Genomic DNA, 15,521 nt, shown 5'->3' on the forward strand with positions numbered 1-15,521 from the left:
CCTTATAAGAATGGACGAAATAGTCCTTTTATTGTTTGTGATAAATTTTTATAGGCTGATGAACCATGAAACTCAAGATCGAAATTAACTTCTTCAAGCCAATGAGAATCAAATGCTCCTGCTTCAATATACGGTTCAATATCGTTTCTTCCCGTTGGATTAAAGTGGAATACATCTACTCCAATTTGATTTAAAAATAGTAATAAAACTGCATCAGAACGAGTTAATTCTCCGCTCTTCTCATTATTAAATATAACAATTTTCGGTACATCTTGTGAATAATCAAATTTCTCAAGCTGTTCTAAAATGTTCGGTGGGATTTGAGAAAGCTGTGCAAAAACATACAATGCTACATCTTGTTTCGTCTCTTTTGCAATTGGCTTACACATTTCACTTTCGCACGTATGAATGATTGCCTCTGCAATACCATGTTGTAAACCTTCTGGTAAACGTTTATGTGGCCACCAATGACTATTCATAATTAAATCTGGATGTAATTTCCCCCCGCGATCTAATGCATCTCTGTAATGATATTGGAAATTTGCTTTTTGTTCTTTCGTAAATGGAAATGTATTAATTAATAAACTGTTATCAAATGATGTAACAGCCTTTAGTCGCTGAAAATATTCTTTATCATTTTTGGAAACACCTGATATTTTCGCAAATAAAGAAGGGATATAAATGTGTCTATTTTCAACAAAGAAGGTTGGGCGTACAAACGCCTTTTCTTTCGTAATTAAAAAGAGTTCATCGTATGTCGTTTTTAACGTGCGAGCTACAGGTGTATATGAACGGAATTGCCACGGCCTGTACAGTAGTGAATTATCGTGGTGAAGTACTTGTTCAATTTCTTTCGAAGCCTGATATGCTACTGTTGCAACACGCTCGCGGCGGCGATCTGGGAATGGTTCAAGAGAAATACGACCTGGATGAGACACAATAAAAGTCCTTCCCTCTTCATCAATAATCTCAAAGCCATCTTTTCCTTCCGGGTGATAATAAAGCACATCACAACCGAGCATAATAAGAAAATATAAGAAATATATACGACTTTCCTGCGCATCACCATACCAAACGATACGCGGCATTTGTTTCTTATAATTAATCGTAGAGAACCACTTCGCTACGTAATTTTCACTTAATTTAATCATATCGATTAAGAAACGACGGAACCCTTCTGTTTTTAAAGATTGATTATGTTGTTTTTCATACAATTTTAATACCGAAATAAACGTCGTATGTATATAATGCTGTAAATCAGGATTGTCTACTTGCGGTAATAGTTGTTTTCCAGACAAATGGGCTACAAGTCTATTTACTGTAAGTCCATTCGGTGCTTCTTGATGTAATGTAAAAACTTCTTGAATATGGCGCAGTTTTTCGGGATCAATTACCTTATTTAAATTTCGTTCATGCAAAACCTCGATCCCTTTTGCTTCACTATAATCAAATAGCTCATTGAAATATTCATCTACATCATTGGGAACACCAAGAATACGAGTCGCTATATAACTAAATTTCATCTCATTCTCTGTCAGTTCATATTGTGGGCGTTTTTCTAAAAGCGCTTCAAATTGCTTTAAATCTGATTCTTCTTTTAATGCACATGGTTGAAGTGTAAAACGTGAGAACACAACAGTTCACCTCCAAAAACATTTACGTTTTTTATAAAGTCTCTCTTCTATTATAAACTATTTTTAGTTATAAAAAATGGGCGCTCGTATAACGAGCAAACCCATTTCAATTATTTATGTTCATTTTTAGTAGCTGCAACTTCTTCTTTAGCTTGTCCAGAATTCTTCATGTAGTGAAGTATAAATGTTGCTCCAAACGCTACAACTAAAATAATAAAGAACAGCATATGACTTATTTCAATATGAATGACAGACAACAGCATTTTTGCCGCAATAATTAAGATTAAAATATATGCTGTCGTTTCAAGTTCTGGAATACGCTCTAACAATTTTAAGAATACGCCAGCGATACCACGCATCATTAAAATACCAAGCATTCCGCCTAATAATAAAATCCAAACTTCATTCGATACACCAAATGCAGCAAGTACGCTATCTACAGAGAACGCAATATCCATTAACTCAACCATCGCAACCGTTCCCCAGAAGACACCAAACATTCTGAAGAGAATGCTATTTTGGTTCATACCATGAGCCTCTTCTTCTTCTGCATTACCTTTTCGTTTATCAATGAAGTATTTAATTGAAAGCCAAGCTAAGTAAAGTGCACCTAACACCTTTACCCATGCTAATTTAATTAAGAACATTCCGATTCCAATTGCAATAAAGCGGAATACATAAGCTCCAATAAGTCCATAGAATAATGCTTTTTTACGTTTCTCTTCCGGAAGGTGTTTTACCATTACTGCTAACACAAGTGCGTTATCAGCAGATAACAATCCTTCAAGTACAACAAGTGTACCAATTAATCCCCAAGATACTGGATCTTGCAACACTTTAATCCACATGTCCAAGTCGAAAAACTGAGCATACGTATCAAGGATTCCTTGCAAAATACTCATCTTACATTTATCCCCTATTCTTTGCTAGATTTATAGAAAGGTCAAAAAAAGGAAACGAATGTCGTTTCCTTTCCTATGCGTCCAGGCCGTACGCTCTTACAAGCGCACCTAATCCACCTTGGAAACCGCTTCCTACTGCATTAAACTTCCACTGTCCATTATGACGGTATAATTCACAAAAGACAACTGCTGTTTCGATAGAAAAATCTTCTCCTAAATCAAAACGAAGAACTTCTTCATTCGTTTCTTCATTTGCTAGGCGAACAAATGCATTTGCAACCTGTCCAAAGTTTTGATTACGGCCTTCTCCATCATAAATTGTAACTGTAATAGCAATTTTATGAACATCTGCTGGAACCTTTTTCAAATCTACAACAAGTTGCTCATCATCGCCTTCACCTTCACCTGTGCGGTTATCTCCTGTATGCAGAACAGATCCACAAGGAGACTGTAAATTGTTATAGAAAATAAAATCAGTTTCCTTCGTACATTTTCCATTCGCATCTAATAGGAATGCCGATGCATCTAAATCAAAATCAGATCCACCATCATAAGATTTAATATCCCACCCAAGACCAATTACCGCTTTTGTTAAACCAGGGCTTGTCTTACCTAAATCAATCTTCTGTCCTTTTTGTAACTGAATAACCATTTATATTCACCTCTATATTTTAATCTTTAAAAATATATCCATCAGTAAATATACATTTCACTGATGGATATATAAGTCTATTACTCTACATCTAAACCAAAGTTATTACATAGAGAACCTAATCCACCTTGGAATCCACTTCCGATTGCATTGAATTTCCACTCACCTGCGTGACGGTATAACTCTCCTACTACTACAGCAGTTTCAATAGAGAAATCTTCTCCTAAATCGTAACGAATTAATTCTGCATTCTTTTCTTCATCTAGAATACGTACGAAAGAGTTAGAAACTTGTCCGAAGTTTTGGCTACGGCCTTCTCCATCGTAAATTGTGATTGTGAAACAAATACGTTCAATATGTGCAGGAACATTTTTCAAGTCTATTTTAATCGATTCGTCATCGCCTTCACCTTCACCAGTTCGGTTATCTCCTAAATGCTCTACAGCACCATTCGCACCTTTTGGGTTATTATAGAAGACGAAATCCTCTGCTCCTGAAACTTTACCATTCGCACCTACTAAGAAAATACTAACATCTAAATCGAAATCGTTTTGTCCGTCATAACGATTCGTATCCCAACCAAGTCCTACAAGAACTTTTGAAAGACCTGGATTCGTTTTTGTTAAGTCTACTTTTTGTCCTTTTTTCAATGAAATTGATGCCATATTCAATTCCTCCCCGGTTTATTTTATTGATAACGTGATACAATCTCACTTAAGTTTTTATCTTGTGTACCTTCTCCAACAGCTGAAAACTTCCATTCACTTCCGTGGCGATACATTTCACCTGCAATTAGAGTCGTTTTGCCAGCATAATTATCCGATAAATTATAGCGTGCTAATTCTTCACCAGTTTGCGGGTTTTGAATGCGAATATATGCATTACGAATCATCCCGAAATCTTGACGACGATTTACACAGTCATAAATATTTACAACGAATACTAAACGATTAATACGGCTCGGAACTTTATGTAATTCTACGAAAATTGTTTCGTCATCACCAGCGCCTTCACCTGTTAAATTATCTCCTGAATGAATAATACTACCACAAGTAGAAAGTTTGTTTCCGAAGTAAACTAAATCGTTTTTGTTTAAAAAACGATCCCCTTCTAACATAACAACAGATGCATCACAATCTACATTTGGTTTACTTCCAAATAATGAAGACAGAAACCCACCTGATTGCCCAATTGGATCCCAGCCTAAGCCAACCTGTAGTTTTGCTACTTTTGGTTGTCCTTTCGTTAAATCGATTTTTTGACCTTTTTCTAAAATAATAGGCATGCAGTTTCTTCCTTTCTACAAAGCATTTTCCAAGGCGGAAAATATTGTATTCTTCCCTTATATTGTAGCATTATTTACCTAGTGATAAAAAGGATAAATTCTCAGTTATATGAAAACATTCATATAATTTACTTATGATGATGTAAGAAGTGGTAAATAGCACCAATCATTCCTGCACAATTACCGTTTTGTGCAAGTTTGATCTCACAATTATTATAAATCTCTTTGTTTAAATATTTTTCTACCTCTTCTTTTACTTCTTTTAAGAACTGATTTCCTCTATCAGTAATTCCGCCACCTATAACAATCATTTCTGGATTAAAAATATGAGCAAGGTTACTAATTCCAATCGCTAAATGTTTAAAGAAAACCTCAACTGCTTGCGTAACTTCCCTATCTCCTTTATCATACAATTCGAAAATTGTTTTTCCATTCCAATCACTTTCCCCTTTGTATTTTCGCACAAGACGAATTAACCCTGAAATGGAAGCGACCTCTTCAAACTTCTTTCCTTCTATTAACATATTTCCCCATTCACCAGCACTAAAAGAATGTCCCCTGTATAACTCTCCATCTATAAAAATCGCTCCTCCAATACCAGTTCCAAGAGTAAGCATAATAAAATTTCTTTTTCCGTTTCCAATACCTTTCCACTTTTCACCCAAAGCTGCACAATTCACATCATTTTCAACGGACACAGGAACTTGTAATACCTCTTGCAATCTATCAATAATAGGAATAGTCGCGTAGTTCGGAATATGCTCCGCCCCTCCCGTTACAACTCCTTTATGAATATTAACAATTCCCGCAGTACTAATGCCAATTCCCGAAATCGTATGTTCATTCATTAATTTTCGGGATAGAAGAATAAGTTTTTGAATGATTTGTTCCCCACCCAAATGAATTTCTGTTGGAGCTGTTTTATGCTTTAGTACTGTTCCTGTTTCTGAAACAATTCCATATTTAATTTGTGTACCACCAATATCAAATGCAATATATTCTTTCATCTGCTGTCACTTCCTCTACTGTACTAAATGTAAAATTCTCATTGCTCTACTATTTATAAAGTGAAACTTTAATCAGCTCTCACCAATCGGGCTTTTACGGGCAGCCCGCCCCCCACCTAACTTCTTTGCTTTCGCTGAATTTTGAGGTGGGGGTCTTACTGCCCGGCGAATAGCGAGGTAAAGAGTTTACACTAACTCTTTTCTCTCTTTAGAAATACACCACCTTTTTCTATATATAGTTTTTTTTGCATAAAACTCTTTTTCCTATGAAATATTACAAAGGGATGTATTTTAGATGGAATATTAATTTCTTAGGAGGAAAACAATGACGAAAATCTTCATTTTAGCATCAACACTCTCTTTATCTTTTTTTAGTGGTTTAAATATCGGTAATGCAGCAACGGAAAACTTCTCTCCAGTAACAAACGCAATTGTACAAAATAACGATCATTTAGCAGAAGGCAACTCAAAAGATAATAATAAACCACCAGGAAACAGCGGTTCTCAAGACGATAGTGGTTCTGGCGGCAACAGCTCCGGTGGTAGCGGTTCTGATGACAACGGTTCTGGTGGCAGTGGTTCTGGTGGCAACGGTTCTGGTGACAACGGTTCTGGTGACAGTGGTTCTGGCGGCAACGGTTCTGATGGCAGTGGTTCTGGCGGCAATGGTTCTGGTGGCAATGGCTCTGATGGCAGTGGTTCTGGTGGCAACGGTTCTGGCGGTAGCGGCTCTGGCGGCAGTGGCTCTGGTGGCAACGGTTCTGGCGGCAGTGGTTCTGGCGGCAACGGTTCTGGTGACAGTGGTTCTGGTGGCAACGGCTCTGGTGGCAACGGCTCTGGTGGCAGTGGCTCTGGTGGCAGTGGTTCTGGTGGCAACGGTTCTGGTGGCAGTGGCTCTGGTGGCAGTGGTTCTAGCGGCAACGGTTCTGGTGACAACGGTTCTGGTGGCAGTGGTTCTGGCGGCAGTGGTTCTGGTGGCAGTGGCTCTGGTGGCAGTGGCTCTGATGGCAACGGTTCTGGTGGTAACGGTTCTGGTGGCAGTGGTTCTGGTGGCAGTGGTTCTGGTGGCAACGGTTCTGGTGGCAGTGGCTCTGGTGGCAGTGGCTCTGGTGGCAACGGTTCTGGTGGTAACGGTTCTCAAGGCGGCAATGGCTCTCAGGGAGGCAACCGTGTTAAAGGCGACAGCAATTCTCAAGGTGGTGGCTCTCAGGGGGGCAACCGTGTTAAAGGCGACAGCAGTTCTCAAAGTGATAACGGCTCTCAAAACGGCAAAGTAAAAGATAATTCAGTAAAACAAGGCGATAAGTTACCTAATACTGCAACACATTATCCTGCTTCTATTTTAATTGGTCTTTCAACATTCCTAATTGGTATGTTACTATTTATTCGTCGTAAAAACGCAAAATAAAAAAATAACATCCTTCCATCTAAAAATTACATGATACAAACAATAAAATGAAAAAGGACCTTGGATCGCATTTTATCATACAATCCAAGGTCCTTTTTATCATCTATAAAAAAGAGTATTAATACGCTTTTCCCCAATACACCATTTGCTTAGCTTCTTTACCACAACAAATACATTCGTCAGCTAAATGCTCTTGCTCAAAAGGCATACAGCGTGAAGATACTCCAACTTCTTCTTTTAATTTTTCTTCACAAGCTAGTTCTCCGCACCACATTGCTTTAATAAAACCTTGTTTTTCATCAGCTATTTTTTTCATCTCTTCGAAATTCGTCACACTATAAGTACTCTCATCTCTAAATACTTTTGCTTTATTAAATAAAGAATGATGAATCTCCTCAAGTAATGATGGAATGCGTTCTTCTAATTGATCCATTGATATAAACTCTTTTTCCTTCGTATCTCTTCTTACAAGTACGACTTGATTCTTTTCAATATCCTTTGGACCAACTTCTAATCGGATTGGAATTCCCTTCATTTCATACTCATTAAATTTCCAACCAGGTGTTTTATTGCTAGCATCTACTTTTACACGTGCAACGTTTTGAATACGCCCTTGTAACTCTGTTGCCTTTTCTAACACACCTTCTTTATGCTGCGCAATCGGTACGATAACAACTTGCACTGGAGCAACTTTTGGTGGCATTACAAGCCCATTGTTATCACTATGAACCATAATCAGTCCACCTATCATCCTTGTTGATACACCCCAAGATGTTTGGTGTACATATTGCCATTTACCGTTACGATCTAAAAACTTAATATCAAATGCTTCTGAGAAGTTCGTCCCAAAGTTATGAGATGTTCCTGTTTGAAGTGCTTTTCCATCATGCATTAAGCTTTCAATCGTATAAGTTGCCTTCGCTCCGGCAAACTTTTCTTTTTCTGTTTTTTGCCCCTTAATAACTGGAATGGCTAGGTAATCTTCACAAAAAGCAGCATACAAATTTAAAATATTTAATGTTTCATTTTGAGATTCCTCTGCTGTTTCATGAATTGTATGACCCTCTTGCCATAAAAATTCAGTCGTACGAAGGAATGGTCGCGTTGTTTTCTCCCAACGAACTACTGAACACCACTGATTATATAGCTTCGGCAAATCATTATAGGATTGTACAATTTTTGAAAAATGCTCACAAAATAACGTTTCAGATGTAGGGCGTACACAAAGTCTTTCCGCTAACCTTTCATCCCCACCATGTGTCACCCATGCTACTTCAGGAGCAAATCCTTCTACATGATCCTTCTCTTTTTGCAATAAACTCTCTGGGATAAACATTGGCATATACACATTTTCATGACCAGTTGCTTTCAACTTCTCATCCATCACTTTTTGCATATTTTCCCATAAGGCATAGCCGTACGGGCGTAAAATCATACATCCTTTTACACTTGAATAATCAACAAGTTCTGCTTTTTTTACAATATCTGTGTACCACTGTGCAAAGTCCTCTTCCATCTTCGTAATCGCTTGTACTTGTTCTTTTGCCATAGTCCGTCTTCCTCCTTTTGAAAATACAAAAAAGCCCGTGCCCCTAAATAGGGACCGAGCTTTGCCGGCGTTACCACCCTGATTCATGCACAAAAATTGCGCATGCTCTCTTTTTGATAACGGGGAATTCCCGCTGCATATACAGAACGCAAAGGTAGGTTCCATATCGCCTTTTTAAGAATCTTTCAGCCGGGCGGATTCTCTCTCTGATAAAAAGGTTGAACATGTACTAGTCCTTTTTCATCGTTATAACGAAATAAATTTGTTGATTATCATAATACAAATTCTTTTTTTAAACAATAGCTAATTTTCTCATTTTTATATATTCTTTTCATTTTTTGCAGTTTTATACGTAGCTTTTTCTCGTGATTTTTACAAGTTGATGTGCAATCATACCGATAAGTGTACCAAGTAGAACGAAGAAACCAATAAATCCATATCCCATTCCTTCCCATCCACCAATTACCATCATTGTAACCGGAAAGGATGCTAAGCAAAGAAGTATTAAACTAAGTGCAAATATAATATCGAACTGTTTGTTTGGAAACCGTTTCTTTAGTAAATACGAAATAGCAAATACAAGGATAATCGTAATTCCGCCAATGATATAAAAGATACCAAATCCATCTAGCCAATCCATATTGTTTCCTCCTTCCATGGATTCTCTTATACTTAATTATATGTTTAATTTTTCTGAAAATAAATAATAAATTTTCACCTAGAAATATATTTTTATTACTAGGTATTAATAGTAATATATAAGAATAGGTTTTATATAATCAGGAGGGAACTTTATGGATAAAGCATTAACAAACCACGTCATTATTTTATCTTTCGATTGCTTATCAGCTTTAGATTTTCCTATATTACAAAAACTCCCTAATTTCCAAACATTAATAAACAGGGGTGCGATTGCAAAAAAAGTGGAACCTATTTATCCTTCTGTAACATATCCAAGTCACTCAACAATCGTTACTGGAAACTATCCTAATAAACATGGCGTTGTCAGCAATACATTACTTCAACCAGGACGTGAGTCACCAGATTGGCATTGGTATCGAAAGTCCATTAAAGGAACAACTTTATACGATGAAGCACGCAAAGCAAATTTAACGACAGCTGCCCTTCTATGGCCTGTTACTGGAAGAGCAAATATTGATTACAATTTACCAGAAATCTTTCCAAATAGACCGTGGCAAAATCAAATTTTAGTTTCATTATTTAGCGGTAGTCCGCTATATCAACTAGATTTAAATCGTCGTTTCGGTCATATACGAAATGGACTGTCACAGCCTGAACTTGATGATTTCGTCCTCGCTTCTACTGTACATACAATCCATACGAAAAAGCCTAATGTTATGTTCGTACATTTCACCGATTTAGACACTCAAAGACACTATCACGGCTTTGAATCAAAAGAAACAATAGCCGCAATTCATAGACATGATGAGCGACTAGGGAAAATTATTCAAGCTTTAAAAGACAGTGACCTATACGAAGAAAGTACAATTATCGCTCTTGGTGATCATAGCGCTTTAAGTGAAAACAAAGCCATTCAATTAAATGTACTATTTCATCAAAAAGGGCTTATATCTATAAATTCCAAAGGAAAATTAGTAGACTGGAAGGCCTATTGCCAAAGTTGTGACGGATCTGCCTATGTATATGTGAAAGATAAGAACGATACCGATACAATTCGAGACGTACAGCTACTACTTGATGAACTGCTTCAAAATAAACAAAACGGTATTGAATTTATGCTTCATGATGAAGCTGCAAAAGACTGCGGTGCAGATGGTAATTGTTTATTTATGTTAGAAGCGCGTGAAGGATATTATTTCACTGAAAACTATACAGGAGATTTTATAAAAGAAATTACTGAAAAAGATGTTACGCCTAGTAAAAAATATACATTTGGTACACATGGATACTCTCCAACAAAACCTAACTATGAAACAATTTTTATCGCTGCTGGGAAAGGGATAAAAAGCGGTGTTACTATCCCGTATATGAGACTTATTGATGAAGGTCCAACTATCGCTAGACTACTCGGTTTACACTTAGGTGAAACAGACGGATCAATTGTAGAGGATTTACTTCAATTGTAAAGAACTGTGTATATATGTAAAAGTTATGTAAAAATCATCACTGTTTCTCTTTTTATAATTTTTATTTTTGTACACTGTTAGTAGAACAAATTTAAGGGGGAACACTATATGAAAAAAATGTCCAGACAAGAAAAAAGCTGGATATTATACGATTGGGCGAACTCCGTATATTCGCTCGTCATTACAACTGCATTATTCCCAATTTACTTTAAGGCAGCTGCAAAAGAAGCTGGACTATCTGGTGCAACTTCAACAGCCTATTGGGGATATGCAAACTCGTTCGCTACACTTTTAATTTCTATACTTGCTCCTATTCTCGGCACAGTTGCTGATTATAAAGGGTTTAAAAAAAGATTTTTCACATTCTTTTTTGGACTTGGCATCGTATTTACAAGTATGCTAGCAGTTGTGCCAACATCTCAGTGGTACTTATTACTAGGATGCTATATGCTTGCATTAGTTGGCTTTGCTGGAGCAAATATTTTTTATGATGCATTTTTAGTAGATGTTACCTCTAAAGATAGAATGGACCGAATTTCTACGAGAGGTTTCGCTTTAGGCTATATTGGGAGTACTATCCCTTTTATCGGTTGTATCGCTCTTATTATTCTTGCTCAAAAAGGAACTATTCCTTTATCTGTTGGCATCGCTAGTCAAATTTCATTCGCGATAACAGCACTTTGGTGGGGGTTATTTACAATTCCAATGCTAAAAAATGTAGAGCAAACACACTATATTGAACGCCACCCAAGACCAATTGCAATGAGCTTCAAGCGCCTTGCTGATACTTTTAAAAATATTAAAGAATATAAAACTGTATTTATGTTCCTAATAGCTTACTTTTTCTATATTGACGGGGTCGATACAATTATTACTATGTCTACCGCCTACGGAACAGATCTCGGTATTAGTGCAACTAATCTATTAATCATCTTATTTGTAACACAAATTGTCGCTTGTCCATTCGCTTTATTATACGGAAAACTATCAGAAACATTTACCGGTAAAAAAATGCTATATGTCGGTATTATTATTTATATCATTATCTGCACATATGCTTATTTCTTAAAAACGACACTTGATTTTTGGATTTTAGCAATGTTAGTTGCTACTTCTCAGGGCGGGATTCAAGCACTTAGCCGTTCATATTTCGCAAAACTAGTACCGAAAGAATCTGCAAATGAATTCTTCGGATTTTATAATATCTTTGGTAAATTCGCGGCAATTATGGGTCCAGTATTAGTAGGTGTCACAACACAATTAACAGGAAAAACAAACGCTGGTGTACTTAGTATTATTGTTCTGTTTATTATCGGTGGATTCCTATTAACTAGAGTTCCTGAAAATGACACATCTGTTACACCACCTAGTCCAAAAACTAAAACGCTATAAGAAAAAGATCCTCTTCACATAAGAAGAGGATCTTTTTCTTATAGCGCCCCACTATGAAAGACGCTACATCTTATACAAAAATAGTTTATCAACAGTTGTTCCTAATACTTCCGCTAAACGAAAAGCTAACGCTAAGCTTGGATCATATTTATTATTCTCAATTGCATTTATCGTCTGTCTTGAAACTTTACACTTATCAGCTAATGCACCTTGTGAAATATTATTCTCAGTGCGTAATTCATAAATTTGATTTTTCACATCTTTTCTCCTAACATGTAAAATCGTTTTTACAACATTAGTATATAGTCGGTACATTTCATTGTCAAAAGATCGCCATGAAAAAAGGAGCAATTCAGCCCCCTTGCAATAGCTATTTCGAAACCAATGAATTCGTCATTTCCTCTCGATTAACAACATCTTCTTTCTTTATTTGCATACGTAAAACCGGACCTATTGCTAATAAAATAAGTAACATTGCTATACAAAATACGGTAACTAGTGAGGTCAGCTCCTTTAATCCTCCAGCTAGTGAGGTTCCAATTAACATTGCCCCCATAAACAACGGTAAAATCGTCCCATTTACTCTTCCAACCATATTTTCTGGTACAAGTTGAATCATAAGCGTACCGACAACAATATTAACACAGGCTAAACAAATACCTGTTCCAAATCTCATGAAACTGGTAATCCAAAATGATGTAGATAGCCCTTCTACTAAAAATGATATCGCTAATATGCCCATACCGAATACGAACATCTTTTTCGGGTTCACTTTTGAAGCGAAAATTGCAGCAACAATACCACCAATTAACATACCTATTCCATCAGCTGCAGCTAAATATTGAACTGCTTCCTTTTCCATTCCAAGACGTTCTATTACAAGAAACACCTCTAATGGATTTGTTAATCCAACAGCTAAGCCCAGAATGGTGAAAGTGATCGTAATCATACGTAAATTTTTCGTATGAAGGACATATTTCCAACCTTCTTTTATATCATTTTTTAATGAATCCCTCACCACTTGCTCTTTTTCAACCCATTTTGGTAAGAATGAAAGAGCGATAGCAGATAACAAAAATAAAATGATTAAGCTATATAGTGACGTAAATAAACCAAGTTGTGTATACACAAGCGATCCTACCACTGGTCCAAAAATCAGAAATAATGACTGTAATGTTTGGTTAAATGCAATCGCATTTGCTACCTGTTCTTCTTTTACATAGCGCTTAAATATACGCGAAGATGATGGCTGAGAAAACTGACCTACAATCGCGGAAATGAGTGTTGCAAAAAATATAGCCTGCCAATAATCCAGTTTTAACAACAGGACAATTCCTATAATAGACAGTACACTTAATACATCTCCAGCGACCATTGTTCTTTTCGGATTCCAGCGATCAGCTAGCGCACCACCGATAAACGAGAAAATAAAAATAGGTGCATATTCCATAACTGATAACAACGAAACAGAAACCGGGTCATTATTCGTTCGCTCCATTATGAAATACAAAAGAGCCATATTTCTAATCCAAATTGCAAATTGTTGTAAAATATCAGACGCCATAACGAGCATAAATGCTCGGTTTTTAAATAAATCGTTCATTTTCATTCCCCTTTCATAAACCGACCGTTCGGTCTAATTTAATTTGTAAGAAAAGCAACTGACCTATTATTCAGCTGCCATTCCTTTTAACAATACATCTATTGCCTTTTTATAAATACGTTTCAACTCTTTATAATCTAACTCGTAGTAAAGTACTCCAAGCCCTGATAATAATCCATTCACAATATACATAAGATCGCGCGTATTATCTTCACGAAACTCTCCAGACTGTATGCCTGCTTCAATTAGTTTCTCGAACATAACATATGATTCTCTTGTTAAAGCTAATAGTTCATCCAAGATCTCTTTACTTACAACTTGGCTCATAGAGAATTCCTCTATTGCATTTGAAATTGGTTGCTGTATGTCCTCTACATGATATTCCGCGAGACCATATAGTTTTTCAGTACTAGTACTATACAACTTCTCTTTTTCATTCCATTTTTCAAGCCAATCATACGTATGCTGTTTCACTACAAATAAAAATAATTCTTCTTTACTTTTAAAGTGATAATAAATGCTGCCTTTACTTCGCTCTGTAATTTCACAAATCTCTTCCATAGATGTAGCTGCATAGCCCTGCTGTGAAAACAAACTTTCTACTTTATATGCAATTTCTTTCTTTATCTCTTCTGCACTTCTTCTCATATTCACACCTCTTTAAACCGACCATTCAGTCTAATAATAACAAATTAAAAACCTCTATTACAAGAGGCTATATTCCTTATTTAAGAAAACGTATTCTCAAACCACGTTCGAATCATATGTATTATTCCAATTTTAAATCCTAATTTAACAAGAAATAAGCCTCCCGCAGCTAATAAAAATAACATTACTTTCCCCTTGTTTTTCACTTTCGGTTCCCTTTTCATTTCCATTCCCCTTAGTATATTAAAAGTATTTAAACAAACGTTTGTTTAACTGTTTTTATGCATATGTAAGCCAACTAATCAAACGTTTGTTTAAAAAGAAATACGCCCCTTACTTATAGGGCGTATTCTCATCAATCACCGCCGCCTCCACCACCATCGCAGCTGCCTCCGCTATCTCCACCGAAAGACCCTCCACAATCATGTGAACCTCCGTGCGAGCTATCATTATCAGATCCAGCAAAGAAAAATAATGGTGATGAGCTGTTAGATGAATTATGAATGTTATTTTGTTTCGTAAGATTTACCTTCTTTTTGTTTGATCGAACTGCTGTTACAATTGTTCCAACTACAACAAATAATAGTATGACAATAATAAATTCCATATAAAAGCCTCCCTTAATCCTCGAATAATTGAATAGTCCTCTCTAGATTTTCAAGCGAAATAAAGCGCGATTCACGAAGAATCTCTTTTCCATTATGAAATAATAAAATTGTCGGTCCTGTAAATATCGCATATCGCCCTGCAATCTCTTGCATGTCTTGTAGTAATATTTCTACTTTCTCTACGTAATCATAATTCTCTAATACATAGTTTACTTTCCGTAGCATAACATCACAAACGCCACAATTTTCCGTTTTAATAAATAGAAGTACCAATTGTTGTTTTTCAATATATAGTGCTAATTCTTCTATCGTTTCAAATTTATTCATCTTATCCCTCTTAACGTAATTTACGAAATACTTTATCTTGATACATACGAAATGCTGAACTATCTTTAATCTTTCTCTTTTCCATTACCTGCTGAAAGCGTAGTGTTTTTGCTGTTAACTCTTCTTGTAATTTTTTTCTCTCTGCTTCATCATAACAACAAGCGATTAAATCCTCTATTTTCAATATATCTTTTTGCAATTCCATTTCTGGTGGAATCATGCCTGCATTTTTCAAGATTTTATAACTCATTCTTAATTCTGGAGGTACCATTGAAAGATCTTCTAATTGTAGTGGTTTTCCTTGTCCCGGAATATTATCAAGATCACCATTCCGTATCGCTTGACGAATTTTTTCCTCAGCAATGTTCAAAAACACATCCACACTATCCCCTCCTTTA

18 protein-coding genes and 1 other annotated feature are annotated in these 15,521 nt (G+C 36.3%); of the genes, 3 read left to right on the forward strand and 15 right to left on the reverse strand.

What is annotated here, in order from left to right; all coding sequences use genetic code 11:
* Window positions 1-2 precede the first annotated feature (2 nt).
* The 6 genes from ACP6L7_RS25815 to ACP6L7_RS25840 form a co-directional block, all read right to left on the reverse strand.
* On the reverse strand, window positions 3-1,634 hold the full coding sequence (locus tag ACP6L7_RS25815; RefSeq protein ID WP_430529481.1) for a YceG family protein: 1,632 nt from the start codon (window positions 1,632-1,634) through the stop codon (window positions 3-5).
* 110 nt (window positions 1,635-1,744) lie between these two features.
* A complete protein-coding gene (locus tag ACP6L7_RS25820; RefSeq protein ID WP_097828924.1) occupies window positions 1,745-2,536 on the reverse strand; it encodes a TerC family protein in 792 nt (263 codons plus the stop codon).
* A gap of 73 nt (window positions 2,537-2,609) precedes the next feature.
* Window positions 2,610-3,188: a TerD family protein gene (locus tag ACP6L7_RS25825; RefSeq protein ID WP_097828925.1), complete on the reverse strand. Its 579-nt coding sequence runs from the start codon at window positions 3,186-3,188 to the stop codon at window positions 2,610-2,612.
* Between the two features lie 80 nt (window positions 3,189-3,268).
* Window positions 3,269-3,853 (reverse strand): TerD family protein, encoded by a 585-nt coding sequence (locus tag ACP6L7_RS25830; RefSeq protein ID WP_141533322.1) that lies wholly within the window; start codon window positions 3,851-3,853, stop codon window positions 3,269-3,271.
* 23 nt (window positions 3,854-3,876) lie between these two features.
* On the reverse strand, window positions 3,877-4,473 hold the full coding sequence (locus ACP6L7_RS25835; RefSeq protein ID WP_001121586.1) for a TerD family protein: 597 nt from the start codon (window positions 4,471-4,473) through the stop codon (window positions 3,877-3,879).
* 128 nt (window positions 4,474-4,601) lie between these two features.
* Window positions 4,602-5,480 carry an ROK family protein gene (locus ACP6L7_RS25840; RefSeq protein ID WP_097828927.1) on the reverse strand — a complete coding sequence of 293 codons (879 nt, stop codon included), beginning with the start codon at window positions 5,478-5,480 and terminating at the stop codon, window positions 4,602-4,604.
* A 325-nt stretch (window positions 5,481-5,805) separates the two neighbouring features.
* Between ACP6L7_RS25840 and ACP6L7_RS25845 the strand changes: the two genes are divergently transcribed.
* Window positions 5,806-6,888 carry an LPXTG cell wall anchor domain-containing protein gene (locus ACP6L7_RS25845; RefSeq protein ID WP_430529482.1) on the forward strand — a complete coding sequence of 361 codons (1,083 nt, stop codon included), beginning with the start codon at window positions 5,806-5,808 and terminating at the stop codon, window positions 6,886-6,888.
* Window positions 6,889-7,006: 118 nt separating this feature from the next.
* Here ACP6L7_RS25845 and proS read toward each other — a convergent pair whose 3' ends face one another.
* On the reverse strand, window positions 7,007-8,437 hold the full coding sequence (gene proS, locus ACP6L7_RS25850; RefSeq protein WP_097828929.1) for a proline--tRNA ligase: 1,431 nt from the start codon (window positions 8,435-8,437) through the stop codon (window positions 7,007-7,009).
* A 46-nt stretch (window positions 8,438-8,483) separates the two neighbouring features.
* Window positions 8,484-8,690, reverse strand: a binding site (T-box leader).
* A gap of 93 nt (window positions 8,691-8,783) precedes the next feature.
* On the reverse strand, window positions 8,784-9,077 hold the full coding sequence (locus tag ACP6L7_RS25855) for a YesK-like family protein (protein ID WP_141533598.1): 294 nt from the start codon (window positions 9,075-9,077) through the stop codon (window positions 8,784-8,786).
* A 154-nt stretch (window positions 9,078-9,231) separates the two neighbouring features.
* On the opposite strand from ACP6L7_RS25855, the gene ACP6L7_RS25860 reads away from it, so the two are divergent.
* The gene (locus tag ACP6L7_RS25860; protein ID WP_097828931.1) at window positions 9,232-10,545 is read left to right on the forward strand and encodes an alkaline phosphatase family protein; all 1,314 of its coding nucleotides are present in this window, start codon (window positions 9,232-9,234) and stop codon (window positions 10,543-10,545) included.
* Between the two features lie 108 nt (window positions 10,546-10,653).
* Entirely contained in the window at window positions 10,654-11,937 is a 1,284-nt protein-coding gene (locus ACP6L7_RS25865) for an MFS transporter (protein ID WP_097828932.1), read from the forward strand.
* 63 nt (window positions 11,938-12,000) lie between these two features.
* Here the strand turns inward: ACP6L7_RS25865 and ACP6L7_RS25870 are convergent, their stop codons facing one another.
* The 7 genes from ACP6L7_RS25870 to ACP6L7_RS25900 all read right to left on the reverse strand — a co-directional run bounded on the left by ACP6L7_RS25870 (window position 12,001) and on the right by ACP6L7_RS25900 (window position 15,505).
* Window positions 12,001-12,252 (reverse strand): helix-turn-helix transcriptional regulator, encoded by a 252-nt coding sequence (locus ACP6L7_RS25870; RefSeq protein WP_002078892.1) that lies wholly within the window; start codon window positions 12,250-12,252, stop codon window positions 12,001-12,003.
* Between the two features lie 55 nt (window positions 12,253-12,307).
* Window positions 12,308-13,540 (reverse strand): MFS transporter, encoded by a 1,233-nt coding sequence (locus ACP6L7_RS25875; RefSeq protein ID WP_097828933.1) that lies wholly within the window; start codon window positions 13,538-13,540, stop codon window positions 12,308-12,310.
* A 66-nt stretch (window positions 13,541-13,606) separates the two neighbouring features.
* Complete coding sequence (locus ACP6L7_RS25880) at window positions 13,607-14,188, reverse strand: TetR/AcrR family transcriptional regulator (RefSeq protein WP_097828934.1); 582 nt, start codon at window positions 14,186-14,188, stop codon at window positions 13,607-13,609.
* An 80-nt stretch (window positions 14,189-14,268) separates the two neighbouring features.
* Window positions 14,269-14,412 carry a histidine kinase gene (locus tag ACP6L7_RS25885; RefSeq protein ID WP_097828935.1) on the reverse strand — a complete coding sequence of 48 codons (144 nt, stop codon included), beginning with the start codon at window positions 14,410-14,412 and terminating at the stop codon, window positions 14,269-14,271.
* 131 nt (window positions 14,413-14,543) lie between these two features.
* A complete protein-coding gene (locus ACP6L7_RS25890; protein WP_060486913.1) occupies window positions 14,544-14,795 on the reverse strand; it encodes a hypothetical protein in 252 nt (83 codons plus the stop codon).
* 13 nt (window positions 14,796-14,808) lie between these two features.
* Complete coding sequence (locus tag ACP6L7_RS25895) at window positions 14,809-15,123, reverse strand: thioredoxin family protein (protein ID WP_097828936.1); 315 nt, start codon at window positions 15,121-15,123, stop codon at window positions 14,809-14,811.
* A gap of 10 nt (window positions 15,124-15,133) precedes the next feature.
* Window positions 15,134-15,505: a DnaJ family domain-containing protein gene (locus ACP6L7_RS25900; protein WP_000382366.1), complete on the reverse strand. Its 372-nt coding sequence runs from the start codon at window positions 15,503-15,505 to the stop codon at window positions 15,134-15,136.
* Between the last annotated feature and the right edge of the window lie 16 nt (window positions 15,506-15,521).

This window comes from Bacillus silvicola, from assembly GCF_050524305.1.
Classification (GTDB): Bacteria; Bacillota; Bacilli; order Bacillales; family Bacillaceae_G; genus Bacillus_A; species Bacillus_A cereus_AT.

What these genes read in the sequence shown, in the direction of transcription:
- ACP6L7_RS25890 (WP_060486913.1), bottom strand. Translation starts at nt 14,795, where the DNA reads ATGGAATTTATTATTGTCATACTATTATTTGTTGTAGTTGGAACAATT.
- ACP6L7_RS25875 (WP_097828933.1), bottom strand. Translation starts at nt 13,540, where the DNA reads ATGAACGATTTATTTAAAAACCGAGCATTTATGCTCGTTATGGCGTCT.
- ACP6L7_RS25830 (WP_141533322.1), bottom strand. Translation starts at nt 3,853, where the DNA reads ATGGCATCAATTTCATTGAAAAAAGGACAAAAAGTAGACTTAACAAAA.
- ACP6L7_RS25835 (WP_001121586.1), bottom strand. Translation starts at nt 4,473, where the DNA reads ATGCCTATTATTTTAGAAAAAGGTCAAAAAATCGATTTAACGAAAGGA.
- ACP6L7_RS25855 (WP_141533598.1), bottom strand. Translation starts at nt 9,077, where the DNA reads ATGGATTGGCTAGATGGATTTGGTATCTTTTATATCATTGGCGGAATT.
- ACP6L7_RS25870 (WP_002078892.1), bottom strand. Translation starts at nt 12,252, where the DNA reads ATGTACCGACTATATACTAATGTTGTAAAAACGATTTTACATGTTAGG.
- ACP6L7_RS25860 (WP_097828931.1), top strand. Translation starts at nt 9,232, where the DNA reads ATGGATAAAGCATTAACAAACCACGTCATTATTTTATCTTTCGATTGC.
- ACP6L7_RS25825 (WP_097828925.1), bottom strand. Translation starts at nt 3,188, where the DNA reads ATGGTTATTCAGTTACAAAAAGGACAGAAGATTGATTTAGGTAAGACA.
- proS (WP_097828929.1), bottom strand. Translation starts at nt 8,437, where the DNA reads ATGGCAAAAGAACAAGTACAAGCGATTACGAAGATGGAAGAGGACTTT.
- ACP6L7_RS25840 (WP_097828927.1), bottom strand. Translation starts at nt 5,480, where the DNA reads ATGAAAGAATATATTGCATTTGATATTGGTGGTACACAAATTAAATAT.
- ACP6L7_RS25820 (WP_097828924.1), bottom strand. Translation starts at nt 2,536, where the DNA reads ATGAGTATTTTGCAAGGAATCCTTGATACGTATGCTCAGTTTTTCGAC.
- ACP6L7_RS25895 (WP_097828936.1), bottom strand. Translation starts at nt 15,123, where the DNA reads ATGAATAAATTTGAAACGATAGAAGAATTAGCACTATATATTGAAAAA.
- ACP6L7_RS25865 (WP_097828932.1), top strand. Translation starts at nt 10,654, where the DNA reads ATGAAAAAAATGTCCAGACAAGAAAAAAGCTGGATATTATACGATTGG.
- ACP6L7_RS25845 (WP_430529482.1), top strand. Translation starts at nt 5,806, where the DNA reads ATGACGAAAATCTTCATTTTAGCATCAACACTCTCTTTATCTTTTTTT.
- ACP6L7_RS25880 (WP_097828934.1), bottom strand. Translation starts at nt 14,188, where the DNA reads ATGAGAAGAAGTGCAGAAGAGATAAAGAAAGAAATTGCATATAAAGTA.
- ACP6L7_RS25885 (WP_097828935.1), bottom strand. Translation starts at nt 14,412, where the DNA reads ATGAAAAGGGAACCGAAAGTGAAAAACAAGGGGAAAGTAATGTTATTT.